Source organism: Kitasatospora misakiensis (genome assembly GCF_042656005.1).
GTDB classification, from domain to species: Bacteria; Actinomycetota; Actinomycetes; order Streptomycetales; family Streptomycetaceae; genus Kitasatospora; species Kitasatospora misakiensis.
In genome coordinates this window covers 174,223-198,362 of record NZ_JBHSOF010000007.1, presented here as the reverse complement: position 1 = coordinate 198,362, position 24,140 = coordinate 174,223, and the positions used below count along the sequence as shown (strand labels likewise).

The 24,140-nt window shown below is 75.0% G+C and carries 23 protein-coding genes; 14 read left to right on the top strand and 9 right to left on the bottom strand.

Annotation, left to right across the window (positions count from 1 at the left end; translation table 11 throughout):
- Nucleotides 1-225 precede the first annotated feature (225 nt).
- From ACFP3U_RS08900 to ACFP3U_RS08855, 10 genes are all read left to right on the top strand, one after another.
- Nucleotides 226-2,601: a SpoIIE family protein phosphatase gene (locus ACFP3U_RS08900; RefSeq protein ID WP_380224745.1), complete on the top strand. Its 2,376-nt coding sequence runs from the start codon at nucleotides 226-228 to the stop codon at nucleotides 2,599-2,601.
- A gap of 162 nt (nucleotides 2,602-2,763) precedes the next feature.
- Nucleotides 2,764-4,557 carry an ATP-binding protein gene (locus ACFP3U_RS08895; protein ID WP_380224751.1) on the top strand — a complete coding sequence of 598 codons (1,794 nt, stop codon included), beginning with the start codon at nucleotides 2,764-2,766 and terminating at the stop codon, nucleotides 4,555-4,557.
- On the top strand, nucleotides 4,541-4,954 hold the full coding sequence (locus ACFP3U_RS08890) for a roadblock/LC7 domain-containing protein (protein WP_380224744.1): 414 nt from the start codon (nucleotides 4,541-4,543) through the stop codon (nucleotides 4,952-4,954). The genes ACFP3U_RS08895 and ACFP3U_RS08890 overlap by 17 nt, the downstream gene beginning before the upstream one ends.
- Nucleotides 4,951-5,301: a DUF742 domain-containing protein gene (locus ACFP3U_RS08885; protein ID WP_380224743.1), complete on the top strand. Its 351-nt coding sequence runs from the start codon at nucleotides 4,951-4,953 to the stop codon at nucleotides 5,299-5,301. Before ACFP3U_RS08890 ends, ACFP3U_RS08885 begins: the two co-directional genes overlap by 4 nt.
- Nucleotides 5,279-5,917, top strand: a complete 639-nt coding sequence (locus tag ACFP3U_RS08880) for a GTP-binding protein (RefSeq protein ID WP_380224742.1) — start codon at nucleotides 5,279-5,281, stop codon at nucleotides 5,915-5,917. The genes ACFP3U_RS08885 and ACFP3U_RS08880 overlap by 23 nt, the downstream gene beginning before the upstream one ends.
- Nucleotides 5,914-7,530: a cytochrome P450 gene (locus ACFP3U_RS08875; RefSeq protein WP_380224741.1), complete on the top strand. Its 1,617-nt coding sequence runs from the start codon at nucleotides 5,914-5,916 to the stop codon at nucleotides 7,528-7,530. Before ACFP3U_RS08880 ends, ACFP3U_RS08875 begins: the two co-directional genes overlap by 4 nt.
- Nucleotides 7,515-8,600: a cytochrome P450 family protein gene (locus ACFP3U_RS08870; RefSeq protein ID WP_380224740.1), complete on the top strand. Its 1,086-nt coding sequence runs from the start codon at nucleotides 7,515-7,517 to the stop codon at nucleotides 8,598-8,600. Before ACFP3U_RS08875 ends, ACFP3U_RS08870 begins: the two co-directional genes overlap by 16 nt.
- Nucleotides 8,601-8,915: 315 nt before the next feature.
- Nucleotides 8,916-10,712, top strand: coding sequence for an RICIN domain-containing protein (locus ACFP3U_RS08865; protein ID WP_380224739.1), 1,797 nt, complete (start codon nucleotides 8,916-8,918; stop codon nucleotides 10,710-10,712).
- Between the two features lie 142 nt (nucleotides 10,713-10,854).
- A complete protein-coding gene (locus ACFP3U_RS08860; RefSeq protein ID WP_380224738.1) occupies nucleotides 10,855-11,121 on the top strand; it encodes a hypothetical protein in 267 nt (88 codons plus the stop codon).
- Complete coding sequence (locus tag ACFP3U_RS08855) at nucleotides 11,118-11,393, top strand: hypothetical protein (RefSeq protein ID WP_380224737.1); 276 nt, start codon at nucleotides 11,118-11,120, stop codon at nucleotides 11,391-11,393. Before ACFP3U_RS08860 ends, ACFP3U_RS08855 begins: the two co-directional genes overlap by 4 nt.
- 9 nt (nucleotides 11,394-11,402) lie before the next feature.
- Here the strand turns inward: ACFP3U_RS08855 and ACFP3U_RS08850 are convergent, their stop codons facing one another.
- Together ACFP3U_RS08850 and ACFP3U_RS08845 are read right to left on the bottom strand one after the other, a co-directional pair.
- Nucleotides 11,403-12,224 (bottom strand): isocitrate lyase/PEP mutase family protein, encoded by an 822-nt coding sequence (locus ACFP3U_RS08850; protein ID WP_380224736.1) that lies wholly within the window; start codon nucleotides 12,222-12,224, stop codon nucleotides 11,403-11,405.
- A gap of 18 nt (nucleotides 12,225-12,242) precedes the next feature.
- Nucleotides 12,243-12,737, bottom strand: coding sequence for a carboxymuconolactone decarboxylase family protein (locus ACFP3U_RS08845; protein WP_380224735.1), 495 nt, complete (start codon nucleotides 12,735-12,737; stop codon nucleotides 12,243-12,245).
- 300 nt (nucleotides 12,738-13,037) lie between these two features.
- Between ACFP3U_RS08845 and ACFP3U_RS08840 the strand changes: the two genes are divergently transcribed.
- On the top strand, nucleotides 13,038-13,841 hold the full coding sequence (locus ACFP3U_RS08840; RefSeq protein WP_380224734.1) for an NRDE family protein: 804 nt from the start codon (nucleotides 13,038-13,040) through the stop codon (nucleotides 13,839-13,841).
- Between the two features lie 65 nt (nucleotides 13,842-13,906).
- On the opposite strand, the gene ACFP3U_RS08835 is transcribed toward ACFP3U_RS08840, so the two are convergent.
- Both ACFP3U_RS08835 and ACFP3U_RS08830 read right to left on the bottom strand, forming a co-directional pair.
- On the bottom strand, nucleotides 13,907-14,413 hold the full coding sequence (locus tag ACFP3U_RS08835; protein ID WP_380224733.1) for a hypothetical protein: 507 nt from the start codon (nucleotides 14,411-14,413) through the stop codon (nucleotides 13,907-13,909).
- A gap of 111 nt (nucleotides 14,414-14,524) precedes the next feature.
- Complete coding sequence (locus ACFP3U_RS08830) at nucleotides 14,525-16,315, bottom strand: serine/threonine-protein kinase (RefSeq protein WP_380224732.1); 1,791 nt, start codon at nucleotides 16,313-16,315, stop codon at nucleotides 14,525-14,527.
- A gap of 196 nt (nucleotides 16,316-16,511) precedes the next feature.
- Here ACFP3U_RS08830 and ACFP3U_RS08825 point away from each other — a divergent pair, with 196 nt between their 5' ends.
- A complete protein-coding gene (locus tag ACFP3U_RS08825) occupies nucleotides 16,512-17,111 on the top strand; it encodes a GNAT family N-acetyltransferase (RefSeq protein WP_380224731.1) in 600 nt (199 codons plus the stop codon).
- A gap of 67 nt (nucleotides 17,112-17,178) precedes the next feature.
- Here the strand turns inward: ACFP3U_RS08825 and ACFP3U_RS08820 are convergent, their stop codons facing one another.
- The gene (locus ACFP3U_RS08820; protein WP_380224730.1) at nucleotides 17,179-18,072 is read right to left on the bottom strand and encodes a sigma-70 family RNA polymerase sigma factor; all 894 of its coding nucleotides are present in this window, start codon (nucleotides 18,070-18,072) and stop codon (nucleotides 17,179-17,181) included.
- Nucleotides 18,073-18,168: 96 nt separating this feature from the next.
- On the opposite strand from ACFP3U_RS08820, the gene ACFP3U_RS08815 reads away from it, so the two are divergent.
- Nucleotides 18,169-18,639, top strand: a complete 471-nt coding sequence (locus ACFP3U_RS08815) for a carboxymuconolactone decarboxylase family protein (protein ID WP_380224729.1) — start codon at nucleotides 18,169-18,171, stop codon at nucleotides 18,637-18,639.
- 33 nt (nucleotides 18,640-18,672) lie between these two features.
- Here ACFP3U_RS08815 and ACFP3U_RS08810 read toward each other — a convergent pair whose 3' ends face one another.
- Nucleotides 18,673-19,557 carry a hypothetical protein gene (locus tag ACFP3U_RS08810; RefSeq protein ID WP_380224728.1) on the bottom strand — a complete coding sequence of 295 codons (885 nt, stop codon included), beginning with the start codon at nucleotides 19,555-19,557 and terminating at the stop codon, nucleotides 18,673-18,675.
- A gap of 164 nt (nucleotides 19,558-19,721) precedes the next feature.
- Between ACFP3U_RS08810 and pdxR the strand changes: the two genes are divergently transcribed.
- Nucleotides 19,722-21,260: a MocR-like pyridoxine biosynthesis transcription factor PdxR gene (pdxR, locus tag ACFP3U_RS08805; protein WP_380224727.1), complete on the top strand. Its 1,539-nt coding sequence runs from the start codon at nucleotides 19,722-19,724 to the stop codon at nucleotides 21,258-21,260.
- An 18-nt stretch (nucleotides 21,261-21,278) separates the two neighbouring features.
- Here pdxR and ACFP3U_RS08800 read toward each other — a convergent pair whose 3' ends face one another.
- The 3 genes from ACFP3U_RS08800 to ACFP3U_RS08790 form a co-directional block, all read right to left on the bottom strand.
- Entirely contained in the window at nucleotides 21,279-21,485 is a 207-nt protein-coding gene (locus ACFP3U_RS08800; protein ID WP_380224726.1) for a DUF6126 family protein, read from the bottom strand.
- A gap of 32 nt (nucleotides 21,486-21,517) precedes the next feature.
- Nucleotides 21,518-22,216, bottom strand: a complete 699-nt coding sequence (locus tag ACFP3U_RS08795) for a helix-turn-helix domain-containing protein (protein ID WP_380224724.1) — start codon at nucleotides 22,214-22,216, stop codon at nucleotides 21,518-21,520.
- 70 nt (nucleotides 22,217-22,286) lie between these two features.
- Entirely contained in the window at nucleotides 22,287-24,020 is a 1,734-nt protein-coding gene (locus ACFP3U_RS08790; protein ID WP_380224723.1) for a pyruvate dehydrogenase, read from the bottom strand.
- Between the last annotated feature and the right edge of the window lie 120 nt (nucleotides 24,021-24,140).

The window sequence follows — 24,140 nt, the reverse complement described above, 5'->3', positions numbered from 1 at the left end:
ACCTGTGGCCTCTTCCTTATCAGGGAAGCGCTCTAACCGTCTGAGCTATAGCCCCGCTCCGTACGACCCGCCGCGGCACGGCATGTCGTACGGAGAAGGGTACCGGACCCGGCGGGGGCCCACGCACAGGGCGTCCCACGCCGTCCGGCTAACCCCTCACGGGCTTGAGAAATAAGGTATTAAGAATTAACTGCCCCCTACGGAACCGGAGAGGCCGGAAATCCCGTGGACCCGCGCAGCAGCCCCACCGCGCGCAGTGCCATGCGCTGCGTCCGCTTATTGCTGGGCTGCACCAGCGCCGCCGAACTCCTCGGCACCGTCCTGGCCGAGGGCCCGGGCTGGATCACCGGTGAGGGCTCGGCGCTCTACCTGCTGGATTCCGCCGGAATGCTCCGGCTCAGCGCCTCCCACGGACTGCCCGACTGGGCCCACGAGCGCTACAGCGTGGTCGATCCGGCCGGTGACCTGCCCGCCGCGACGGCGCTGCGGCTACGCCGCCCCCACCTGCTGAGCCCCGAACGCACCAGCGCCGAGTACCCGAACGGGAACGCCGGGATGGGCACCGGGATGGGCACCGGGATGGTCGCCGTCGTCGCCCTGCCGATGATCGTCGACGAGCGGCCGCTGGGCGTCCTGGCCCTGGCGCTCGCCCACCGGGGGACCGTCCCGCGGCGGGACCTGGACGTGCTGGAGACCCTGGCGGACGCCTGCGCGCACCGGCTCGGCTACCTGCTGGAGCACGCCCGGGCCGACTCCCGGGCGCACGAGGAGCAGGAGAACGCGGCCGGGGCGTTCGCCGGGCGGGGCGGCGCGTCGAACGGGGTCCGCCCCGGACCGGGCTCCGCCGACGGCGACCCGGCCGCCGCGACGGCCCACCCGCTGCTCTCGCTCGCCGTCCGGGCCGCCGGGCACGGCGCCTTCGAGCGCGACCTGGTCACCGGCGAGACCCACTGGGACGCCCAGGCGCTCCGGCTGGTCGGCCGGTCCGCGCCGGAGGGCGGCGGCCCGTCCGCCGCGCCCGCCCTCGACCTCGTCGTCCACCCCGAGGACCTGCCGGACGTCCAGGCCGCCCTCGCCGAGGTGCTCGCCACCGGTGGCCCGTACCGGATCCGCTACCGGGTGCCGCGCCGGGGCGGCGGGGTGATCCGGATCGAGGAGACCGGCGAGGTGATGCTGGACGTGCACCGCCGGCCGGTGCGGATCGCCGGGCTGATCGCCGACCTCGACCACGGCCGGGCCGCCGGGGAGCGCCCGCCCGGCGGACGGTCCGCAGCGGACGGGGAGGCCGGGGAAGCCGGGGGCGCGTCCGCCGCCGGCGCCCGGTCGGCGCTGCTGCTGGCGCTCACCCGGGCGCTGTCCCGGGCGGTCACCGTCCGGGACGTCACCACGGCCGTCACGGACATCGCCCGGCCGGCCTTCGGGGCGGCCAGCATCGTGCTGGACCTGGTCGACGAGGGGCGGCTGCTGCCCGTCTCGCACACCGTCTACGGGGGCGCGCGGCGCACCGAGCTGACCCGGCTGGCCGACCTCTCGGAGGGCGTGATGCAGCGCGCCCTGGCCCGGTCGGCCCCGCTGTTCAGCGAGCCGGCCCGGCGCGGTCGGGGGCGGGGGTCGGCGCGACCGGGCGGTCCCCCGGCCGCCGCGAGCGGGGACGAGGACGGCAGCGGCGGTCCGCTCACCCCGGCCGCGTGGGCGGTGCTGCCGCTGATCGCCTCCGGCCGGCAGGTCGGCTCCTGTCTGATCACCTTCGCCACCGAGCGGGCGTTCGGCCGCGAGGACCGCACCCTCTACTCCGCCTTCGCCGGCATCCTGGCGCAGTCCCTGGAGCGGGCCCGCCTCTACGACACCCACCACCAGCGGGCCACCGAGCTGCAGCGGGCGATGCTGCCGCGCACCCTGCCCCGGCTGCCCGGGATCGCCAGCGCCGCCCGTTACCTGCCGAGTACCGAGGGCATGCAGATCGGCGGCGACTGGTACGACCTGCTGCGGCTGCCGGACGGCCTGGTCGGCCTGGTGATCGGGGACGTCCAGGGCCACAACGCCGAGGCCACGGCGGTGATGGGCCAGTTGCGCAGCGGACTGCGCGCGTACGCGACCGACGGGCACGATCCGGCCGCCACGCTGACCCGGACCAGCCGGCTGCTGACCGAGCTGGACACCGAGCTGTTCGCCACCTGCCTCTACCTCACCCTCGATCCGGCCGACGGCGCCCTGCGGGCGGCCCGCGCCGGGCACCCGGCCCCGGTCCGGGTCACCGCGGACGCCCGGGCGGTGGAGCTGGAGCTGCCCGGCGGCCCGCCGCTGGGGGTCGCGCCCGACCTGCCGTACCCGCTGGCGGTGGAGCACCTGCCGCCCGGCGAGACGCTGCTCGCCTACACCGACGGCCTGGTGGAGGACCGCGAGGAGGACTACGACGAGTCGGTGCAGCGGATGCTCGGCGGGCTGGAGCTGTGGGCGCGGAACGCCGGTCCGGTCCGGGTCGAGCCGGGTCCCGCCCTGGAAAGGCTGGCCGATCTGCTCACCCTGAACGTGACCGAGCGGCGTTCGCGTCCGGACGACGTCGCGTTGCTGCTGTTGCACCGCTTGTCGGCTGTGCACTAGCGGGACGGACGGGACAACGGTCGGGTGCCCACGGAGGATTCGATCGGGTCCGAACCAGTGCGGATTGGCGTGCTATTGACGAGATCTTGACGAGATCCGATCACCTGGCGAGATCCGTTCACACCTTCGTAGGATCATCACCCTAGAATTCGCCGCGTGACGATGACTCAGTGGTGCGCAACGGCAACAGGCGTGCTCGCCGCCCTCGCCCTTGTGGCCGCCGCCCGCTACCGCGCGGTCTCCGCCACCCAGCGCCGTCGGGTCACCCAGCAGCAGCACGAGATCGCCCGCCTCCAGGAGCGGCTCACCGCCGAACTCTCCCACCGGAGCGCCGAACTGGCGGCCGTCCAGCACGAGCAGGAACTCAACGCCTCCACCCAGCGGGCCTTCCTCAGCGTGGCCCGCCGGATCCTCGTGATGGCGCACGACCAGCAGGCCCTGCTGGACGAGATGGAGCGCACCCACGACGACCCGACCCTGCTGGAGGGCCTGCTCAAGGCCGACCACGCCGCCGCCCAACAGGCCCGCCTCGCCCAGACGCTGGCCGTGCTCTGCGGCGCCCGGGCCGGCCGCCACTGGCCGGAGCCGGTCTCGCTGGAGGACGTCGTGCGCGGCGCCCAGTCACGCATCCTGCCCTTCCAGCGGGTGATGATCCGCAGCCGGCTCGAGACCGCCGTGGTCGGCGCCGCCGCCGAGGCGCTGATCCACGCCGTGGCCGAGCTGCTGGACAACGCCACCCGCTACTCCCCGCCCAGCACCCAGGTGTTCGTCACCCTGATGCCCGTGCACAACGGCGCCGTCATCGAGATCGACGACGGCGGGGTCGGCATGCCCGAGCCGGCCGTGGCGAAGGCCGCCGACGCCCTGGCCGGCGGCTCAGGGCTTGAGGTCTCCCGCCTCGGCGAAGTCCCGCAGCTCGGCCTGGCGGCGGTCGGCCGGCTCTGCGAGCAGTACGGGTTCCGGGTCACGCTCAGCTCGGCGCCCTCGCCGTACGGCGGGGTGCGGGTCGTGGTGCTGCTGCCGAACGCGCTGCTCACCGAACCGCTGCCGCCGACCCTGCCGGGACCGGGCCGGGGCGACGCGGTGTTCGGCAGGACGGCCGCGCCCGCGCCGTCCGGTCCGCACGGGTCGGCCGTCCCCCCGGCCGGGCCGGGCTTCGCGCCGGACCGACCGCTGGACCGCCCGTCGGACCGACCGCTCGACCGACCGCACGACCGACCGCTGGACCGCCCCGACCGGGCGGCCCGGTCCGGGTCGGGTGCCTCGGCGGCGTACGACCCGGACGAGCTGTACCACCCGGCCCCGGGCGGCCCGGCTCCCTACGACCAGGCCCCGTACGACGCGTACGACCCCGCCCCGTACGACCCGGCCACGTACGAGCCGCCCCCGTACGACCCGGCCTCGGCCGCCGGGTACCCGGCCGTGTACCCGCCGGTCACCGGCTACCCGCAGGCCGACGACCGCGCCGCCCGTACCGACTCCGCCGGCCCCAGCCACTCCGTCGGCCCCGCCCACGCCACCGCCCACTCCGCCGGCCCCGCCCCGGCCGGCCCCCCGGCGGCCGACGGCAGCCCGCCGCCGCTGCCCCGCCGGAGCCACCGCCGCGGCCGCGCCGCCAGCCGGCACGCCGCCGCCGCGGCTCCCACCCCGCCGCCGGCTCCGCCGTCCCGCTCGGCGCGGCAGGCCCAGGCGTTCATGACGATGTTCCAGGCCGGCACCGCCGGCGGCCGCTCCGCCGCCCGGTCCACCTCCCAGGACCGGCCGGCCGATCCGACCCACCCGGCCCGGCAGGACCGCACCGAGCCCCCGCTCGGCCGCGCCGGCGACCGGTTCCCCGCCCCGGGCCACCCCGGCGACCACCCCCCGGTCGCGGCCCAGGGCTCGTACGACCCCACCCTTCCCCCGTCCCCCCAGCTTCCCCAGCGTTCCGGAGAGTTCCATGACCACCACCCCTGACCTCGGCTGGCTGCTCGCCGACATCGTCAACGTCCCCGAGGTCCAGCACGCCGTCGTGGTGTCCAACGACGGCCTGGAGATCGGGCGCAGCGAGGGCATCGTGCGCGAGGACGCCGAGCGGCTCGCCGCGGCCTGCTCCGGCCTGCAGTCGCTGGCCCGCGGCGTCGCCCAGGGCTTCGGCGGCCCCGGCAGCGCGACCCGGCAGATCGTCGTCGAGTACGGCGGCGGCTACCTCTTCATCGTCGCCGCCGGAGCCGGCGCCCACCTGGCCGTGGTGACCGGCGAGGACGTCGACGCCGGCCTGGTCGCCTACCAGATGCAGGTCCTGGTCGAGCGGATCGGCACCCACCTCACGAGCCCGCCGCGCGCCGACCTCGCGGCGGAGGGCCGGCGGTGAGCGCCGGTCCGGTCCGCCCGTACGTGATCACCGGCGGGCGCAGCCGGTCCACCCGCTCCGAGCTGGCCTTCGAGAGCCTGGTCAGCGCGTTACCGGACCGGCCCGAGCTGCCCGAGGACGCCCTGCTCAACCGTGAGCACCGGCGGATCCTGGACCTCTGCCGCAGTCTGCTGTCGATCGCCGAGGTGGCCGCCCACCTGGGGCTGCCGCTCGGCGTGGTCAAGGTCCTGATCGGCGACCTCTGGGACCTCGGCGCCGTCCAGGTGCTCCCGCCCGTCCCGCAGGCCGAACGCCTGCCCACCACACTTCTGGAAGAGGTGCTCGTTGGCCTCCGCCAACTCCGCTGACCCGGTCGCCGACCCGGTCGCCGGCCCGCCCGCCGCACCGCAGTACCTGCCGTCGTCCGTCCAGGGCGCGGTGAAGATCCTGGTCACCGGCCCGTTCGGGGTCGGCAAGACCACCCTGGTCGGCTCGCTGAGCGAGATCACCCCGCTGCGCACCGAGGAGACCATGACGGCCGCCAGCGCCGGCGTGGACGACCTCGCCGGGCGCGACACCAAGACCACCACCACGGTGGCGCTGGACTTCGGCCGGATCACGCTCAACTCCCGGCTCGCGCTGTACCTGTTCGGCACGCCCGGCCAGCAGCGGTTCTGGCCGCTCTGGGACGACCTGTCGCGCGGCGCGCTCGGCGCGATCGCCATGGTCGACCTGCGCCGGCCGGACGAGAGCTTCGAGGTGCTCGGGCGGCTGGAGGAGCAGCAGATCCCGTTCGCGGTCGCCGTCAACACCTTCCCGGACACCCCGAGTTACCCGGAGGAGGAGCTGCGCTCGGCGCTGGACCTGCTGCCCGAGGCGCCGATCCTGTACTGCGACGCGCGGGACCGGCGGGCCTCCTACGACCTGCTGATCGACTTCGTCGACCACCTGCACCGCACCGCCGTCCTGGAGCTGCAACGATGACCGTTCCCGAGCCCGGTACGGCCGTCCCGCCGCCCGGCTGCCCCGCGCACGCGGGCGGCGGCGCCGTCCACCCCGGTGCCGTCCACGCCGGTGCCGCCCACCCCGGTGCCGTCCCTGCCGGTGCCGCCCACCCCGGTGCCGTCCACGCCGGGACGCTGCCCGGCGGGCTGCCCGTCGGGGTGCCGCTCACCCCGCTGTACGGCGCCGCCGTCGCCGACGACCCGCACGGCCTGTACGCCCGGCTGCGCGCCCAGTACGGCCCGGTGGCGCCGATCGAGCTGGAGCCCGGCGTCGAGTCCTGGCTCGTCCTCGGCTACCCCGAGCTGCTCGAACTCACCCGCAACGAGACGCTGTTCTCCAAGGACTCGCGCCGCTGGCGGGTCCCCGCCGAGGGCCGGCTGGCCGCCGACTCGCGGCTCCTGCCGATGACCGCCTGGCGCCCCACCCTGCTCAACCTGGACGGCGCCGAGCACCAGCGGCTGCGCGCCGCCGTGGCCGACACCCTCGCCCGGATCGACCACCGGCAGCTGCGCGAGAGCACCGAGGCCGCCGCCGACGCGCTGATCGACAGCTGGGGCCCCGACGGCACCGCCGACCTGGTCGCCCAGTACGCCCGCCGGCTGCCGCTGCTGGTCTTCACCCAGCTGCTCGGCCTGCCCCCCGAGGCCGGCTCGCACCTCATCCGGCTGATCAGCCACATCACCGACAGCGGCGCCGAATCGGTGCGCGCCAACCGGGAGTTCCAGACGCTCCTGGTCGACCTGGTGCAGCACCGCCGGACCACGCCCGGCGCCGACCTCACCTCCTGGCTGCTGGCCCACCCGGCCGGGCTGACCGACGAGGAGGCGGTGCACCAGCTGGTGGTGATGATGGTCGCCGGCAACGAGACCACCATCTGCTGGACCGGCAACACGCTGCGGCTGCTGCTCACCGACCGCCGCTTCCGGGCCACCCTGGCCGGCGGGCGGCTGACCGTCGCCGACGCGCTGGAGGAGGTGCTCTGGCGCGACCCGCCGACGCAGAACTTCCCCGGCCGCTGGGCCACCGCGGACACCGTCCTCGGCGGTCAGTACATCAGCCGCGGCGACATGCTCGTCCTCGGCCTGGCCGCGGCCAACGCCGACCCGGCCGCCCAGGGCCCCGGCGCCCTCGGGCACGCCGGCGTCGGCGGCAACCGGGCGCACCTGGCGTGGGGCGCGGGCAAGCACGTCTGCCCCGCCCAGCACCCGGCCCGGATCATCGTCGAGACGGCCGTCGAGACCCTGCTGCACCGCCTGCCCGACCTCCAACTGGCGGTACCTCCGCACGAGCTGGCCTGGCGCCCGTCCCCGTGGTCGCGCGCCCTGATCAGCCTGCCGGTGCTCTACAGCGCCTTCACCCCGCCCCGCCCGCCAGTTCCCGAGAGGTCCTCCGTATGGACAGAGCCGCAGGTACCGCAGACCCCGCCGTCGAATCCGGTGCCGAACCCGGTGCCGAATCCGGTGCCGGCAGACCCGGGGCCGTTCGCCTCGACGCCTTCGGACGGGACCAGCACGGGGAGAACGCCCGACTCCGGGACGCCGGCCCGGCAGTCCCGGTGGAGCTCCCTGGCGGAGTGGTGGTCTGGGCGATAACCCACCACGACACCCTCCAGGAGCTGCTCGCCGACCCGCGCGTCGGCAAGAACCCCCAGCTGTGGACGACCTTCCGGGAGGGCCGGCTGCCCCGGGGCTGGCCGCTGATCAACTTCGTCACCGTCCCCGGCATGATCACCGCCGACGGCGAGGACCACCGGCGGCTGCGCGGCCTGGTCACCCAGGCCTTCACCCCGCGCCGGGTCGCCGACCTGCGGCCCACCGTCGAGGCCCGGACCGTCGCGCTGCTCGACCGGATCGCCGGGCTGGACGGCGCGTTCGACCTGCGCGAGCACTTCGCCTACCCGCTGCCGATGCAGGTGATCGGCGAACTGCTCGGCCTGCCGCCCAAGCAGCAGGACGAGCTGCACGAGCTGTCCGACACCCTGGTCTCCAGCTCCGCCACCCCCGAGGCCGCCGTCGCCGCACAGCAGTCGCTGTTCGCGCTGCTCGCCTCGGTGGTCGCCGCCAAGCGGGCCGAACCCGGTGACGACCTCACCACCGACCTCATCGCCGCCCGCGCGGACGACGACCGGCTCGGCGAGCCGGAGCTGGTCGGCACCCTGCTGCTGATGCTGGTCGCCGGGCACGAGACCACGCTCAACCTGATCACCAACGCGGTGCGCGCCCTGCTCGCCCACCCCGAGCAGCTGCGGCTGGTGCTGGACGGCACGGTGCCGTGGTCGGCCGTGGTCGAGGAGACGCTGCGGTACGACTCGCCGGTCGGCCAGTTCCCGCTCCGCTACGCCGCCGAGGACCTCCCGGTCGGCGAGGTGGTGATCCGGCGGGGCGAGGCGCTGCTCGCCTCGTACGCGGCCGCCGGGCGGGACGGCGCCCACTACCCGGACGCGGACCGCTTCGACCTCACCCGGCAGCCGAACCGGCACCTGTCCTTCGGGCACGGCCCGCACTTCTGCCTCGGCTCCGGGCTGGCGCGGCTGGAGGCGGAGACGGCGCTGCGGTTCCTGTTCGAGCGGTTCCCCGGGCTGGCGCTCGCGGACGGGCCGGAGCCGGAGCCGATCGCGTCGTTCGTCAGCAACAGCGTGCGCACACTGCGGGTGACGGTCTGAGGCTGTGAGGGCGGTCTGAGGGTGTGAGGGCGTGACCTCCGGCCACCGCGCGGGGCCGAAAAAAAACTTTTTCGATCCGCGGCAACCTTCCCGAGGGCGGTGGCAACTAGGTGGTGTCCGGACAGGCGGTCCGGTCGGAGGCAACGGCTGAAAGTGAGCATCGACATGTTCCCTCGCCCATCCACGTCGCCGGAGGCGTCGTCCGGCGGCCACGCACGCCGTGGTCGCGCGTCGAAGCGCTCGGCCGGTCCGGGGCACCGCGGCCGTCGGCTGCACCAGCGCCGGAGTTTCTGGGCGGCCGTCGGCCTGGCGGTCGTGGGCGGCTCCGTGGTCGTGGTCAACACGGCCTCGGCGGGGACCGTCGACACCAACGCCTGGTACGTGCTGGTCAACCGCGCCACCGGCGAGGCCCTGGACGCCCCCGCGTACGCCACGGGCGACGGTGCCCCGCTGGTGCAGTGGACCCGTAACGGCGGGACCAACCAGCAGTGGAAGTTCGTCGACTCGGGCGACGGGAACTACCGGCTGCAGAACCGGAACTCCGGCAAGGTGCTCGACGACTACAACTGGTCGAAGAGCGAAGGCGCCGAGCTGGTGCAGTGGCGCGACCTGAACGGCGCCAACCAGCAGTTCCGCACGGAGAAGTCCTCGGACGGCTACGTGCGTCTGATCAACCGCTTCAGCGGCCTGGCCGTCGAGGTCCCGGGCGGTGCCAAGGCCGACGGGGCCCACATCGCCCAGTACCACGACTGGGCCGGCCCGCAGCAGCAGTGGAAGCTCGTCCCGGCCGGCAGCGCCGCCGGCACCGGCGGCGCCACGCCCACCACGCCTGCCGCGCCCACCACGGCCGCCACCTCCGCCGCGCCCGCCAAGCCGGCCACGCCGGGCGGCGGCGCTCCGGCGAGCCAGGCTCCGAGCGGTACCCGCCCGACGTCGGCACCGCCGGCCTCCCCGGCGGCTCCGGCACCGGCCTCCCCGGCGGCTCCGGCTCCGGCGTCCCCGGCCGCCCCCGCCCCCGCCGGCGGCGGCGGCTCGACGAAGAGCTTCATGGGCAGCAACACGGTGCTCGTCGGCGGCATGATGAACGACTCCTCGGCCAACGCCGCGCCGTTCGACGTGCGCTACGCCTACGTGCACAGCCAGCCCGCGCCCTCCTCGGACTACTACACGGCCTCGCGCTGCAAGGCCGAGTGGTCGAGCTGGTGGGGCTGCTGGAGCGGCGACACCACCGCACCCGGCTTCTACGTGACCTGGAACGACGACCACGCGGCCAAGGTGACGTACCAGGGCAAGCCGCGCCCGCAGAAGAACTTCTGGACCTGGTACTCGCTGCGCGACCTCGGTGACCTGGCGGGCGAGGCCGACGGCCCGGGCGAGGTCAAGGCCATCAACAGGACCGACCTGCTCACCCGCTACATGAACGACTACCGCTTCTTCCTCCAGAAGATCGGCAACTCGCAGGACATGATCGACATCGAGCCCGACTTCTGGGGCTACGTCCGGTCGCTCGGCAACCCGCACCAGGTCGCCGCGCAGGTCAAGGCCTCGAACCCGACGGACTGCGGATCGCAGGAGAACAGCGCCGCCGGCCTGTCCCAGTGCCTGATCGCGATGGCGCACAAGTACGCGCCGAACACCGGCGTCGGCTTCCACCTCACCTGCTGGGACTGGCCGACCAACATGCAGGGCTGCGTCAAGGACTACACGGACCTCGGCGCGAAGAACGCCGACTTCCTGGTCGCCGACGTGGTGGACCGCGACGCGGCCTGGTACGCGAAGCCGGAGAACGGTGGCCGTGACACCTTCTGGAACGACCAGAAGGCCGCTGCCGCGCTGAACTGGTACAAGACGATGGCCGATTCGGTGGGCAAGCCGGTGGTCCTGTGGCAGATCCCGCTGGGCAACGCTTCGCAGAACAACACCCTCGGCCACTACAAGGACGACAAGGTCGACTGGCTCCTCTCGCACATGGACCAGGTGGCGAACGCGCACGTCTCCGCCCTCCTGTTCGGCCCGGGGCAGCAGGAGCAGACCACGGTCGAGTCCGACGGTGGGAACCTGATCAACAAGACGACCGCGTACCGCAACTCGGGCGGCACGCCGCTCAAGTAGCCACACGCCCGCACACAGCCGGTCGGCACCCGTCGAGCACTGCTCGGCGGGTGCCGACCGGCTGTCGGCGTCCCGGGCTCCGGAAACCCCGGCTCGGCTCCGGGCGCGGTGACCTCGGGGCGGCCGGGTCGTTGGGGGTTCCATGAAGAAACTCGCCACCCTGGCCGCCCTCACCATGGCCGGCCTCGCCGCCGCCGTGCCGGCCGCGTCCGCCGCCACCTCCACCGCGACCTCCCCGGACGCCCTCGGCGGCCTCTCCAACGGGATGACCGTCTCCCCCGCCGACCTCGTCATCCACGAGGCGAAGGACCTGCCGCTGGTCGGCAAGGCGGCGACCGAGATCGAGGCCATCGGCACCAACCAGATGACCCACCCGGGCCTCAGCGGTGAGATCGGGCACGGCCTGTGACCGGCCTGCGGCGGCCCGCCGCGCTCACCCTGGCCGCACTCGCCCTGGCCGCCGCGCCGACCTCCGCGTTCGCCGAGGGCGACGCGGACGCCGGCGCCGGGACCGGCGCCGCGAAGACCCTGGACTTCACCTCCACCGCGACCTGCCTCCAGGAGTTCGCGGTCGTCCCGGCGCTCGGCAGCCACGCGGCCGGCCCCGCCCAATGCTCCAACGGCAATCTCGTCAACCACACCGTGGGCACGGTCGGTTCGCTCGGCTCGCTCACCGGCTGAGGAACAGCCTCAGCCGGTGAGGAACAGCCCCTGCATCTCCCCGTAGTCGAGCCCGCCGTCGAGGGCGGCGTACGTTCCGTCCGCGTACACCTCCTCGGCGGCGCGGCGCACCGCCGCGTAGGCCGCCTTCGCCAGGCCCGGCCCCAGGCTGATCCGGGCCACGCCCAGCTTCGCCAGCTCCGGCACCGACGGTGAGCCCGGGCCCGCGAGCACGTTGAGCGGCGCCGGGACGCCCGCGACCAGGGCGGCGATCGCCGCCGGGTCGGACACCCCCGGTGCGAAGACGCCGTCCGCGCCCGCCTCGACGTAGGCCCGCAGCCGGGTGATCGCCTCGTCCAGCAGCTCCGCCGGACTGCCGGCGCCGCCGTGCAGGAAGAGGTCGGTGCGGCCGTTGACGAAGAGCGGCACCCCGGCCGCGTCCGCCGCCTCCCGGGCCGCCGCGATCCGTTCGGCCGCCTCGGCGACCGGCCGGCCGCCGTCCTCCAGGTTCACGCCGACCGCACCGGTGGCGAGCAGCGCGTCGATCGTCCCGACGACGCCGGCCGGGGTCGCGGCGAACCCGCTCTCCAGGTCGGCGGTGACCGGCAGCTCGCCGGCTGCGCGGACCACCAGCGCCGTCTGCGCCAGCACCTGCCACCGGTCGGCGGCCTCGCCGTCGGCGCTGCCGAGCGCCCAGCTGACGCTCGCGCTGGCGGTGGCCAGGGCCCGCGCCCCGGTTGCCGCGACCAGCCTGGCACTCGGCGCGTCCCAGACGTTGGCGAGCACCAAGGGCTCGCCCGGGCGGTGGAGTTCGCGCAGGACGCGGGCCTTCTCCCGCTGTTCGACGGTCATCGTGGCGCCCCCTTACTTCTACTTCGCGGCCGGGCTGCGCCGGGTGCCGACGCCGATCCGGTTCCAGGCGTTGATGGTGATGATCAGTGCCATCAGCTGCGCCAGCTCGGCCTCCTCGAAGTGCGCGGCGGCCTCGTCGTAGACGGCGTCCGGCACGTGGCCCTGGGTGAGCAGGGTGACCGACTCGGTGAGGGCGAGGGCGGCCCGCTCCTTGGCGGTGAACCACGGGGTCTCGCGCCAGGCCGGGAGGGAGAGCAGGCGGTGGTTCTGCTCGCCGTGCCCGAGCGCGTCGGTGCTGTGCATGTCGATGCAGAACGCGCAGCCGTTGATCATCGAGGCGTGCACCTTGACCAGCTCGGCGAGGACCGGGTCCACGCCCTGACGGGCCGCGCGGTCCACGACGGACATCGCCTTGTAGAAGTCGGGCGCCAGGTCGGGGATCGAGATCCGCTGGGCGGGCGCGGGCACGGGGGTGTCGGCGGGGGTGGTGAGGGTGCCGTCCGTCGTGGTCATGCGGCCCAGCCTAGGGGCGCGGTGGCCTGGCGCTCCGGTCCGTTCGGGCACGAAAATCGTGGGCCACTCGGGGGAGGGCGCGGCCGGGTGCGCGGAGTCTGGCACGGCGGGGCGGGTGCGCGGAAGACCTCGGCCCCGCCGGTGTGCCCGGGCGGCCTGTCCCCCCGATCCTCTCCCGACCGGCCCTCTCCCGATCGGCGAACAGGCGTGCGAGGATCGCGGAGAGGGCGGTGCCGGCGGGACTCCGGCGGCGCCCGGTGCAGGCCGAGGTCAGGGGGACGGGACGTGTGTACGGCGTTCGTGAGCATCGAGCCGTCGGCGGCGGTGCCGGTACTGCTGCTGTCGGTACGGGACGAGTACACCGGCCGGCGGTGGTCGCCGCCCGGCCACCACTGGCCGGCGCAGCCCTCGGCCGTCGGCGGTCTCGACCTGGTCGCGGGCGGGACGTGGCTCGCGGTGGAGCCGGGCGGTACGGGCCCGGACGCGCCTGCGGCCGAGCCGGTCGCGGCCTGCCTGCTGAACGGGTTCGGCACACCGGCGTCGGAGACGGCCCGGCTCTCGCGCGGCGAACTGCCGCTGCTGGCCGCCCGGGGCGGCCGGATCGACACCCTCGACCTGGACCGGTACGACCCGTTCCACCTGGTGGTCGTCCGGCCCGACGGCGCCCGCGTGCTGAGCTGGGGCGGCGGGAACGGCGGCCGCCTCGCCGAACTGGACCTGCCGACCGGGCTGAGCGTCGTCCTCAACGACGGGCCGGAGGGCCTGGCCGAGAACCGCACCGCCTCCGAGCGGATCCGCCTGCTGATGGCCGCCCGCGCCGCCCACTTCCGGGCCCGGTTCGAGGCCGAGCCCCGGCCGCGACCGCTGCCCGGCGCCGCGACCGCCGACGAGGCGTGGGGCACCTGGCTGCCGATCGTCACCGGCGACGGCCTGCCCCTCGACGCGCCCGAAGCCCTGATCCAGCGGCGCGAGTTCGGGGACGGCCGGATCTGGGGCTCCTCCTCGATCTCCCTGCTGGCCTTCGGCCCGGAGGGCGTCCGCTACGACTTCGCCCCGGCCCCGATGGCTCCGGGAGACGCCGCCTGGCGGCAGGTGGAGCTGTGAGCCGCGGGCGCCGAGTGGCAGGCGCTGAGTGGCGTTAGCCTCCACTCAGCGCCGTTCACCGCCGCTCACACCTCGGCGCGCGCCTCGCGCCAGCGCCTCGCGACGACCTCGCTGACGTAGTAGAAGAACTCGCTGCTCCGACCCTCGTCCTCGCTGGCCGCCTCGGTCCACCACATGGGCCAGAACTCCCGCTCGTAGTGGGCCTTCAGGACGCGGGTGAAGCCGGACAGCGCGCCGCGCAGCCGTGTCCGGTCGAGATGGAGCGCCTCGGCCAGGGTGCCGTAGCCCACCTTGGTGCCGGGCTGCTCGGCGAGGATGTCGAGGATGCCCACGACCACCTGGACGGAGTCGCGGCGGTCGCTGATCAGCACACGGAGGTCCTCGGCCGTCCACTCGTCGCGGCGGCGCTGCTGCTCGCCCTGCGGGGACTTGAGCATGGAACCGGCGGCGCCCGGCGCGGCGCCGCGCGGGCCCGTGGTGACCCCGCTGCGCTCGGCGATGAAGGCGTACACGGCCGGGACGAGCTGGGCCGGCACCGGCACCGACACGTACTCCGGGTTCTCCTGGGTCATGACTGCGTTCTCCCCTCCCGCGGCCACCCCCTGTGGCCACGGGACCGATCCTGACACGAGGTCAGCGAACGTGTCCAGTTGTTAATGGCTATTAGCGTCCATTAACCGGCGCTAGGGGATGCGGAACTCCTGGGCCTTGTTGCCGGGGGTGCAGGCGGTCATCGTGAGTTGGGCGCCGAGGCCGTTGTCGGTCAGACAGCTCTGGCCCATGTAGTCCTTCAGATAGAAGGCGCCCGGGGTGGTCGCGGCGGTCACCGTCCAGTTGCTGAGGACGCTGAAGCCGCCGGAGAGCGCGACCCGGCCGTCCATCTCCTGCACCAGGGCGGGGGCGCTCAGCTTGCACGGGTTGAACTGGTGCCAGCTGCTCGGGACGGTGTGCACCCAGCCGTAGGCGGTCGCGCCGCCCATCACCACGGCCTGGCCGCCGGCGAGGCCGTCCTGGGAGAGGCCCATGCGGAGGCCGTCGCCGACGTTGGTGATGTAGCCCCAGTTGGTGCCGCCGCAGCCGGCCGGGGTGGTCCCGGCGGCGGCCGTGCCCGGGGCGGTGGTCGCCGGGGTGGACTGCTGGGGAGGCTGCGGGGTGGTGGGGGCGGCGGCCGGGGGCTGGCCGGGCTGGGGCGCGCCGGTGGAGGGCTTCGGCGAGGCGGTGGTCGCGGGGGTCCCGGCGGTCGGCTTGGGCGGCGTGGTGCTCGCGGACGTGGGCGGCGCGGTCGTCGGGGCGGCCGGGGAGGTGGCGGACGAGGCCGGGGAGGCCGCTCCGGTCGGCGGTGCGGCGGCCGGCTGGGCGGTCACGGTCACCGTGGTGACCGGCGGCGAACTCGGCTCCTGGGCCTGCGAGATGAACGGCGAACGGTCGACGAGCAGCGCGGTGGCGGTGCCGACCGAGATCACGATCGGCAGGACCACCGGCACCAGGAAGCCCCGTCTGCGCGTCCGCCGGGACGGTTCGGTGGTGGCGACGACGACGGCGCTCGGCTCGACCTCGCCCAGGTCGTCCGCCGGTCTCACCGGGGCCGCGGGTACCGCAGGTGGCGGTGCAGCGGCCGGGGGCACCGCCGCCGCCTCGCCGTCGGCCGCCGCGCGGGCCGCGGCCGCCATCGCGGCGGCGTCGGCGAACCGCCCGTCCGGGTCCTTCGCCAGCGCCGTCGCGAGGAACGCGCGCACCGCGGGCGGGACGCCCTCCGGCAGCTCCGGCACCGGCTCGCGCAGATGCTTGAGCGCCACCTCCAGCATCCCCTCGCCGGTGAACGGCGGCTTCCCGGTGAGCAGTTCGTAGCCGACCACGCCGATCGCGTAGAGGTCGGCGGCCGGGGTGATGGGCTTGCCCTCGGCCTGTTCCGGGGCCATGTACAGCGCGGTGCCGATCACCGCGTGCGAGGCCGTGAGCCTGGTCCCGGCCATCGTCCGGGCGATGCCGAAGTCGGTGACCGTCACCCGGCCGTCGGTCCGGAGCATGAGGTTGGACGGTTTGACGTCGCGGTGCACGATGCCGCGCCGGTGGGCGGCGTGCAGGGCGTCCAGCGCCTCGGCGAGCAGCCCGAGTGCCCGGTCGGGCGGGAAGGCGCCGTCCGCGGCGAGGACTTGGTGCAGCGGGCGGCCGTCGACCAGCTCCATGACGAGGTAGGCGAGGCGTTCGCCGTCCGCCGCGTCCGGCGGCTCCTCCTCGCCGTAGTCGTGCACGTCGACGATGCCCGGGTGGTCGAGCGCGGCGAGCAACCGGGCCTCGCGGCGGAAGCGTTCGGCGAAGTTCCCGTCCTCCAGCAGCGCCGGGTGGAGGATCTTCACCGCCACCGGTCGCCCGAGCACCGCGTCCTCGGCCCGCCAGACGGCGCCCATCCCGCCGCCGCCGATCCGCTCGGTCAGCGTGTAGCGCCCGCCGAGCACGGTCCCCCGACCGCTCATGCCCGCCCCCCGTGTCTGCTCGAACGAACCGTCCGTCAGGCGCCCAGTCTGCCACGCACCCCTCCGGGCCCCGACGCCCCCACCGGCCGATGGTGACAAGGCCGTTGAGCAGGGCACCGACCGCTCCGACACCCCGGCGGGTCCCGGGTAAGTCGTTCTGGGCGGAGGCGAATTGAGCGCCGTATACGATCATCCGGTGACCGACACCGTTGCCCTGCGCGTGCCCGCGACGCCGTCCGCCCCCGCCCTCCTGATGCGCCCCTGGCGCGCGGAGGACGCGCCCGCGCTGGTCGAGGTGTACCGGGACCGGGTGCTGCGCCGCTGGACGGTCTCGATCGTGGAGAACGAGGCCGACGCGCTCCGCTGGGTGCAGGTCCAACAGCGGGGACGGGCGGCCGGGGACCGGCTCTCCTTCGCCGTCCTCGAAGCACACCCCGACGCGGACAACCACGCCGAGAGCGACGGCGACGGGCGCGAGGGGCGGCTGGTGGGCAACCTGGTGCTCAAGGGGGTCACGCCCGGCAGCCCCGTCGCCGAGGTCGGCTACTGGACGGCCGCCCACGCCCGCGGCACCGGCGTCGCACCGCGCGCACTGGAGGCGCTCACCGACTGGGCCTTCGGCCCCCTCGGCCCCGAGGGGCTGCAGCGGCTCGTACTCCTGCACCAGGTGGACAACGCCGCCTCCTGCCGGGTGGCGGAGAAGGCCCGGTACCCCTTCGACCGCGTCCTGCCCGCGCTCCCGCCCGCCTACCCGCTCGACGGCCACCTGCACACCCGCCTGCGCCCGGAGGCCTGACGGCCTTCGTCTCGGGTGTCCTGGTTCGGCCCGCGTCCCGGCCGGGGCCGGGACGCGGGCCGCCCCGTCAGGCCGCCGACAGGCCGAGGCGCTCCAGGCGCTCCGGGTCGGTGAAGATGTTCAGCTCGACGACCTTGCCGCCGCGCACGGTGAACGCCGCGAGCGAGACCGGACGGCCGCCGACGAAGGTGGCCACGGCCGGCTCGCCGTTGACCAGCACCATCCGCGACTCCCCGGCGAACTGCGACCCGAACAGGCTCGCCCCGGCCGCCACGTCGCGCGCGCCGCGTCGGAGCGTGGCGGGCCGCAGCGCGCCGCCGTCGGAGCGGGCCACCACGTCCGGGTCCAGGACGGTGAGCAGCGCGTCGAAGTCCCCGCCCCGGGCGGCCGCCAGGAAGGCCTGCACCACCTCGCGGCGCAGCGCCAGGTCGGCGTCCGGCGCGGGCGCGGCGCCCTGGACCCGGCGGCGGGCCCGGCTGGCGAGCTGGCGGGTGGAGGCGGAGGTCCGGCCGAGGATCGGGGCGATCTCGTCGAACGGCACCGAGAACATGTCGTGCAGCACGAACGCGAGCCGCTCCGCCGGGGCCAGCGCCTCCAGGACGATCATCAGCGCGATGCCGACCGAGTCGGCCGTGAGGATCTCCTGCTCCGGGTCGATGGCCCGGGCGCCGCCGATGACCGGATCGGGCAGCCGGGCCTCCTGGCCGTCCCGGGCCTCCAGCGGGTCCTCGCGCCGGGCGACGCGCGAGCGCAGCAGGTCCAGGCAGACCCGGCCGACCACGGTGGTCAGCCAGCCGCCCAGGTTGGCGACCTCGCTGACGTCCGACCTGCTCAGCTTGAACCAGGCCTCCTGCACCGCGTCCTCGGCCTCGCTGAGCGAGCCCAGCATCCGGTACGCGACCGCCCTGAGATGGGGCCGGTGCTCCTCGAAGCGCTCGGCCAGAAAATCTTCCCCGTCCACCTGTCACATCCTCGCGTCGGGATCCGTCAGTTCATTGACGGACGTTAACCGGTCCGCGTGACGCAAACGCGGACAGCCGATCTGGAGGATCGTCAGATGACCACCCACGCCGCGCGCATGAAGAACCCCGCCATGGTCCTCCCGGACGCCATGAAGGGCATCCAGACCATCTACAAGGCGATGTACCAGGGCGGCGTGCCGCACCAGATCATGGAGCTGGTGCACCTGCGGGCCAGCCAGATCAACGGGTGCAGCGCCTGCGTCTTCGCGGGCGTCACCAGCGCCAAGAAGGCCGGCGAGACCGACGAGCGGCTGCACGCCGTCGCCGCCTGGCGGGAGGCGCCGTTCTTCAGCGCGGAGGAGCGGGCGGCGCTCGAACTGACCGAGGAGGCGACCCGGATCGCCGACCGCTCGGGGCAGGCGGTGCCGGACGCCGTCTGGGACGCGGCGGCGGACCACTTCACGGAGGAGCAGCTCTCGGCGATCATCCTGATGATCGGCCTGACGAACTTCTTCAACCGGATCAACGCGACGATCCAGGAGCCCGCCGGCGCGACCTGGAGCTGACCCCGCCGCGCCAGGCCGCATGGACCCGGCGGATCAGGACTGCCGGCCGCGGGCCGAGCCCGGGGGCCGGCGCGGACCGCGGCCGGACGGCCCGGGACCGCCGACCGGCCGCGGGCGGGGCACCCGGCCGGACCCGAGGGCGGCCTGGCGGCGCTGGATCTCCTGCCAGACGTCCGGCGGGCACGGGCCCTGCGGATGGTCCGCGAGGAAGCTCTCGTACGGCACCCGGCGCGGGGCGATCCCGATCTCGATCCAGGACGGCTTGCCCGTCCGGTCCCAGCCCTCGTTCTCCATCCGGATGTAGTCGTCCCGGTGGTCCTTGTCCTTGCTGGTGATCTGCAGCACCTCCGCGTAGTCGGCCCGGGTGCCCACCACCACGCAGTAGTGCCGCGCCGCCTCCGCCCGGTCCCGGAACGGCACCATGGCGACCCACACCTCCCCCGCCGTCGGGCGGACGACGGTGGCGGTGCGCGCGGAGGAACGCCCGGGACGGCCGCCGGTGCGGGCCGGGCGGGCCGGCCGCCGCGCCACCGGGTCACCGGACCAGGCCCGGACGCCCAGCCACCACGCCCACGCGAGCGCGCCGACCGCCAGGCACTGCAGGGTGTAGCCGTTCGCCGCGGCCGGGTCCTGGGCGCCGAAGACCTTCGGGACGGCGTACGCGCCGACCAGGTGGGCGACCAGCGAGGAGGCGGCGGCCAGCACGGCCGGCCGGACGGGCACCACCCACGGCGCGACCCGGCGGCGCCGCCGGGCCGCCAACCGGTCCAGCAGCAGGGCGACCGTGTACGAGACGCCGACCAGGACCGCCAGGTGCCCACCGTTCGTGTGCTGCGGCGGGGTCTGCGCCGCCATGAGGGCGGGGAGCAGGACCGGCAGGGCCAGCAGGTACCCCAGGAGCGTACAGAACAGCAGCATCCCGAAGGCGCCGAGGCAGCCCCCGCGGCCCGGTCGCCGCCGTCTCCGCGGTACCGCCGAACGCCCGTACCGGTCAGCCATGTTCGCCACCCCCACCGCGGTCGTACGTTCGGCGAATGTACCTGAGATCCACCGGCCGCGGGGGGTGCGGCGATAATCCCGCCATGAGCCGCCCCCGAACGACCCCCGGCCCCGTGCCGAGCGCCCCCCGGAACGCTCCCGACACCTCCCGGAGCGGCGCCCGCGACACGGCCTCCTGGACGGCGTTCGGCGGCGATCTGCACCTCGACCTCACCGGACGCCGGGCCGCCGGGGCCGGGCTGCGCGCCGCCCTGGAGGACGCGCTGCGCGAGGCCGTCCAGGACGGGCGGCTGGCGCCCGGCACCCGGCTGCCGTCCTCCCGGGCGCTCGGCGAGGACCTCGGCATCGCCCGCAACACCGTCGTCGAGGCGTACGGGCAGCTGACCGCCGAGGGCTGGCTCAGCTCGCGGCAGGGCTCCGGCACCACGGTCGCCGAACGCGCCGCGCCCCGGCCCGCCGACCGCTCCGCCACCGTCCGGGCCGCCCGCCGCCCCACCGGGCGGTACGACCTGCTCGCCGGGCGGCCCGACCTCTCGCTCTTCCCGCGCGGCGCCTGGCTGGCCAGCGCCCGCCGGGCCCTGGCCGTCGCCCCGCACGAGGCCTTCGACTACGGCTCGCCGCTCGGGCGGATCGAGCTGCGGCGGGCGCTCAGCGACTATCTGGCCCGGGTCCGGGGCGTGCGCACCGACCCGGACCGGCTGCTGGTCTGCGCCGGGTTCGGCCAGGGGCTCGGCCTGCTGGCCGCCGCGCTGCGCGAGCGCGGGGCGGGCCGGATCGCCGTCGAGGCCTACGGGCTGCCGCCGCAGCACGACGTCCTGCGGGCCGCCGGCCAGGCCCTCGCCCCGCTGCCGCTGGACACCGCCGGGGCCCGCACCGATCTGCTGGACGGGCTGTCCGCCGTGGGCGGGGGTGAGCAGGACCGCCTCGGGGCCGTCCTGCTCACCCCCGCCCACCAGTTCCCGACCGGCGCCGCGCTCGCCGCCGACCGCCGGGCCGCCGCCGTCCGCTGGGCCCGCGAGCACGACGGGTACGTGATCGAGGACGACTACGACGGCGAGTTCCGCTACGACCGGCAGCCGCTCGGCGCGATGCAGGCGCTCGACCCGGACCGCGTGGTGTACGGCGGCACCGCCGCCAAGAGCCTGGCCCCCGGCCTGCGGCTGGCCTGGCTGGCCCTGCCCGACGAGCTGGTCGAACCGGTCGCCCGGCTCAAGGAGCTGGCCGACACCATGGGCCCGGTCACCGACCAGCTCACCTTCGCCGAACTGATCGCCTCGGGCCGCTACGACCGGCACGTGCGGCGCTGCCGGCTGCACTACCGGCGCCGCCGGGACCTCCTGGTCGCGGCGCTCGCCGAGCGGGCCCCGCACGTCCGGGTCACCGGGATCGCCGCCGGGCTGCACGCCGTCCTGCAACTGCCGGCCGGCTCCCGCCCGGAGGTCGAGCTGGTGGACCGGGCCCGGGCCGCCGGACTGGTCCTCACCGGTCTCGGCTGGTACCGCGCCGACCCGCCGCCCGGGCCGCACAGCCCGCCGGCCCTGGTCGTCGGCTACGCCACGCCGCCCGACCACGCCTTCCCGGCGGCCCTGGACGCCCTCTGCGAGGTCCTCGGCGGAAGCTGAACCGCCTTGGGCGGTGGGCTACTTGTTGCGGTTTCCCAGCTCGAAGAGGAGCAGGATGAAGCCGGCGAAGGCGTGGGTGGCGACGGTGTAGATCACCAGGCGGACGCCGATCCGGCGGTTGGCCTGCTTGCCCGCGTCGATGGTCTTGGCCGTCTTCGCGCGCACGGGAGCGGCGGTGGTGGCGGTGGTGGTGGCAGTGGTGGTGGTGGTGGTGGGATCGGCCATGGGAGTTCTCCTCCGGATGTCCTGACGTCGGGTCAGTGGTACGGCGTGGCGGGGCCGCCGCCGAGGCAGAGTTCGCCGCCGGGGCTCTGCAGCAGGGTGTGCATGAAGAGCAGCTCGACCCCGGCCGAGGAGTCGGCGGCGATGCAGTGCGGGGTGAGCGAGTCGAAGTGGGCGGAGTCGCCCTCGGCGAGCAGGTGCGCGCGCTCGCCCAGGGTCAGCTTGAGCCGGCCCTGCAGGACGTACAGCCACTCCTCGCCCGGGTGGACGCGGACCACCGCGTCCTGCACGCCTGGAGGGACGTGCACCCGCAGCGCCTGCATCGCCCGGCCGGGCGCGCCGGCCCGCCGGTAGCCCCAGCCGCCGGCCCGGCCGGGTTCGATCGCGCCGCCGCGCACCACCGGATCGGGCTCGGTGAACGCCTCGCCGAGCAGGCCGGAGACGGAGGTGCCGTACGCGCGGGCGAGGCCGAGCAGGACGGGCAGGGAGGGCTGACGGCGCCCGGTCTCCAGCCGCGACAAGTAGGCTGGGGAGAGACCGACCCGGGCGGCGGCGACCTCCAAGGTGAGGCGGCTGCTGAGCCGGTGCTCGCGCAGCCGCGCGGCGAGGCCGGCCACCTCCTGCGTCTCGTGGTCGTCCACCGGGACAACCGGAGCGACCGGGGCGGCGGCCGGGACGACAGGGGTGACGGGAACGCCGGGCGCGGCGGGCGGACCGGCTGGACTGGTGGTCATGCGTCCAGTGGACACCTCCCGTGCCGCTCGGGCAATTTTTTTGCCCCAGAGGCAAACCGCGCCGAGGCTGCTACGGCCGGGGGATGTTCCGGAGATTGGACCGGGCCAGGTCGATCATGCGACCGACGCCGCCCGACAGCACCGTCCGGCCGGCGGCCAGCGCGAAGCCCTTCAGCTGCGCCGCGGTGATGTGCGGCGGGACGGCCAGCGCGTTCGGGTCGGTGACCACGTCCACCAGCGCCGGGCCGGGCCGTTCCAGCGCCTCCGCCAGGACCTCCCGCACCCGGGCCGGCTCGGTGACCCGCTTGGCCGGGATGCCCATCGCGCGGGCGATCCCGGCGTAGTCGACGTCGCCGTTGTCGATCTCCGACTCCGGGTAGCCGGAGACCAGCATCTCCAGCTTGATCATGCCGAGCGCGCCGTTGTTGAAGACCACCGTCTTCACCGGCAGCCGGTGCCTGGCCACCGTGAGCAGCTCGCCGAGCAGCATCGACAGCCCGCCGTCGCCCGCCATCGCCACCACCTGGCGCCCGGGGAAGGCGAGTTGGGCGCCGATCGCGTGCGGCAGCGCGTTGGCCATCGAGCCGTGCAGGAAGGAGCCGATCACCCGGCGGCGCCCGTTGGGCCGCAGGTAGCGGGCGGCCCAGACGTTGTTCATCCCGGTGTCGACGGTGAACACGGCGTCGTCGGCGGCCACCTCGTCCAGCACCGAGGCCACGTACTCGGGGTGGACGGGCAGGTGCTTCTCGATGTCCCGGGTGTAGGCGCCGACCACGTCCTCCAGGGCCCGGCAGTGCCGGCGCAGCATGTCGTCGAGGAAGGACCGGTCGGCCTTCTGCTCCAGCAGCGGCAGCACGGCCCGCAGGGTGGCCGAGACGTCGCCGTGCACGGCGAGGTCGAGGGCGGTCCGGCGGCCGAGCCGGGTCGCGTCGTGGTCCACCTGGACGGTGCGGGCCTGGGGCAGGAAGGAGTCGTACGGGAAGTCGGTGCCGAGCAGGACGACGAGGTCGGCGGTGTGCAGTGCCTCGTGACACGCCCCGTAGCCGAGCAGGCCGCTCATCCCGACGTCGTACGGGCTGTCGTACTGGATCCACTCCTTGCCGCGCAGCGAGTGGCCGACCGGCGCGTGCAGGGTGGCCGCGAGCTCCATCACCTCGGCGTGCGCCCCGCGGACGCCCGCGCCGCAGAACAGGGCCACCCGGGGCGCGGCGTTGAGCACGCGGGCCAGCTCCTGCACCTGGGACCAGGGCGGGGCGGCGACGGCCTGCTCGGTGAGGAAGTGGCTGCTGCCGGTCGGACCGGCGGCGGAGCGCGCGGCCACGTCCCCGGGGAAGGCCAGCACGGAGACGCCGCGGGCGCCGAGGGCGTGCTGGATCGCGATCCGCAGCAGCCGGGGCAGCTGGGCGGGGGTGGAGAGGGTCTCGCACCAGCTGCTGCAGTCGGTGAACACCCGCTCGGGGTGGGTCTCCTGGAAGAAGCCGGTGCCGATCTGGCCGGAGGGGATGTGCGAGGCGAGGGCGAGGACCGGGACGCCGCTGCGCTGGGCGTCGTAGAGGCCCTGGACGAGGTGGGTGTTGCCGGGGCCGCAGGAGCCGGCGCAGACCGCGAGGCGGCCGGTCAGTTCGGCCTCGGCGGCGGCCGCGAAGGCGCCGGCCTCCTCGTTGCGGACGTGCACCCAGGCGATGCCGTCCGTCCGGCGGATGGCGTCCACGACGGGGTTGAGGCTGTCCCCGACCACGCCGTAGACCCGCTCCACCCCGGCCTGCCGGAGCACCGCCACCAGCTGCTCGGCCACGCTCACCACGGGGGGACCTCCTGACGCCGGGGACGCACGACACCAGCACCCTCCACCGGCCCCCGTCCCCCCGCACCCGGGGCTGCCCCGTCGGAGTGAGGGGTGGGAGGGGCCGAGGTCGGCGGAGGG

Excerpts from the sequence above, each read along its gene's own strand:
- ACFP3U_RS08895 (WP_380224751.1), top strand. The coding sequence starts at position 2,764 with ATGACTCAGTGGTGCGCAACGGCAACAGGCGTGCTCGCCGCCCTCGCC.
- ACFP3U_RS08890 (WP_380224744.1), top strand. The coding sequence starts at position 4,541 with ATGACCACCACCCCTGACCTCGGCTGGCTGCTCGCCGACATCGTCAAC.
- ACFP3U_RS08875 (WP_380224741.1), top strand. The coding sequence starts at position 5,914 with ATGACCGTTCCCGAGCCCGGTACGGCCGTCCCGCCGCCCGGCTGCCCC.
- ACFP3U_RS08860 (WP_380224738.1), top strand. The coding sequence starts at position 10,855 with ATGAAGAAACTCGCCACCCTGGCCGCCCTCACCATGGCCGGCCTCGCC.
- ACFP3U_RS08850 (WP_380224736.1), bottom strand. The coding sequence starts at position 12,224 with ATGACCGTCGAACAGCGGGAGAAGGCCCGCGTCCTGCGCGAACTCCAC.
- ACFP3U_RS08845 (WP_380224735.1), bottom strand. The coding sequence starts at position 12,737 with ATGACCACGACGGACGGCACCCTCACCACCCCCGCCGACACCCCCGTG.
- ACFP3U_RS08835 (WP_380224733.1), bottom strand. The coding sequence starts at position 14,413 with ATGACCCAGGAGAACCCGGAGTACGTGTCGGTGCCGGTGCCGGCCCAG.
- ACFP3U_RS08830 (WP_380224732.1), bottom strand. The coding sequence starts at position 16,315 with ATGAGCGGTCGGGGGACCGTGCTCGGCGGGCGCTACACGCTGACCGAG.
- ACFP3U_RS08815 (WP_380224729.1), top strand. The coding sequence starts at position 18,169 with ATGACCACCCACGCCGCGCGCATGAAGAACCCCGCCATGGTCCTCCCG.
- ACFP3U_RS08810 (WP_380224728.1), bottom strand. The coding sequence starts at position 19,557 with ATGCTGCTGTTCTGTACGCTCCTGGGGTACCTGCTGGCCCTGCCGGTC.
- pdxR (WP_380224727.1), top strand. The coding sequence starts at position 19,722 with ATGAGCCGCCCCCGAACGACCCCCGGCCCCGTGCCGAGCGCCCCCCGG.
- ACFP3U_RS08800 (WP_380224726.1), bottom strand. The coding sequence starts at position 21,485 with ATGGCCGATCCCACCACCACCACCACCACTGCCACCACCACCGCCACC.
- ACFP3U_RS08795 (WP_380224724.1), bottom strand. The coding sequence starts at position 22,216 with ATGACCACCAGTCCAGCCGGTCCGCCCGCCGCGCCCGGCGTTCCCGTC.